Here is a 1,332-nt window from a genome sequence, read left to right as displayed (position 1 = left end):
TCAGACGGAACAACACGATGTCGGAACTGGACATATCTAGCGGGTATGGACCAATAGCGTCTAATTGCTATCGTAGCTAGCTCAAATACTTTGAGACGCTACTCGCAATACCCGCCTGGCCGTTAGCTGCAAGTTTGAACGAACCCAATGATTGACAATGAGTATAAGCATAGAATCAATAAAGTAATTGACCATATCGAAAAAAATTTGGACAATGATTTTACATTGGACGAATTGGCAAAGATTTCCAATTTTTCAAAATTTCATTTCAGTAGAATATTTCAAGACGTAACTGGAGAAACGCCATTTAAATTGATTCTTCGACTTCGATTGGAAAGAGCAGCATCACTTTTGAGTAACGGAAACGATTCGATTTCTGATATTGCTCTTAAATGCGGATTTAAAAGTTTACCTGTATTCTCAAAGAATTTCAAATCTCATTTTAATGAATCAGCTACTTCATTCAAAAAGAAAAATAGCAATTTGAATAAAGTGAATAGCACTCAAGATAAAAACAATGAAACACCTTCCGTTTACATTTGTAATCAAACGAAATCAATTAAATGGAAAGTAGCTATGAAAAACAACGAAAGCATTGAAGTAAAAGAATTACCAGACATACCCGTAATATATTTAAGACACATTGGACCTTATCAAGGGGACGCTGAATTATTTGAGAGATTGTTTAGCAAACTTTTCGCTTGGGCTGGCCCTAAAGGAGTATTAGATAATGGAGACTTTCAAACTGCCATAGTTTACCACGATGACGTGAACGTTGCCGATAAAAGTAAGTTAAGAACAAGTGTTTGTCTGACTGCACCTGAAAACACCAAAGTGGACGGGGAAATTGGAAAAATGGTACTCGAAAAAGGAAAATATGTTGTGGCAAGATTTACGGTAAAAGCAGAAGAATTTCAACAAGCATGGGATTGGCTAATGGGAAAGTGGTTTCCAGCAAGCGGATATCAACCTGATGACAAAGCTTGCTATGAACTTTATCCTGAAGAACCTGAAAATGGAGTTTTTAAAGTAGATTTATGTGTTCCAGTTAGGAAATTATAATAGAATTGACAAAAACCAGCAGCTAACAACGTATATAACACATTGCCAAAATTTGCCTAACTTTAAACTCTCCCCCTACTAATTAACCTCAGTTACGACTGAATAATAAAAAACTACTAAGATGGCAACGTGCCATATACAATACCGATGATGTAGCATTCGCCTGCGGCGACTAAAATCACTACATCTCACTACGTTCAATTCCCATAATTTTAGAAATGCTACATCATCGCCGCGCTCTGTCAGATTGCTCAATACATAGATTAAAGG

At 36.5% G+C, this 1,332-nt stretch carries 2 protein-coding genes; one reads left to right on the top strand and one right to left on the bottom strand.

Going from position 1 to position 1,332, the window contains the following annotated elements; genetic code table 11:
• Window positions 1-147 precede the first annotated feature (147 nt).
• Window positions 148-1,062, top strand: a complete 915-nt coding sequence (locus ACFSQJ_RS14255) for an AraC family transcriptional regulator (protein ID WP_377767646.1) — start codon at window positions 148-150, stop codon at window positions 1,060-1,062.
• A gap of 78 nt (window positions 1,063-1,140) precedes the next feature.
• Here ACFSQJ_RS14255 and ACFSQJ_RS14250 read toward each other — a convergent pair.
• A partial coding sequence (locus tag ACFSQJ_RS14250; RefSeq protein WP_377767645.1) for a hypothetical protein occupies window positions 1,141-1,332 on the bottom strand: 192 nt, incomplete at its 5' end.

The sequence above is a fragment of the Croceitalea marina genome (genome assembly GCF_042684265.1).
Classification (GTDB): Bacteria; Bacteroidota; Bacteroidia; order Flavobacteriales; family Flavobacteriaceae; genus Croceitalea; species Croceitalea marina.
Note: the sequence above shows the minus strand (reverse complement) of the source record. Positions and strands in the feature narration are given on the sequence as shown.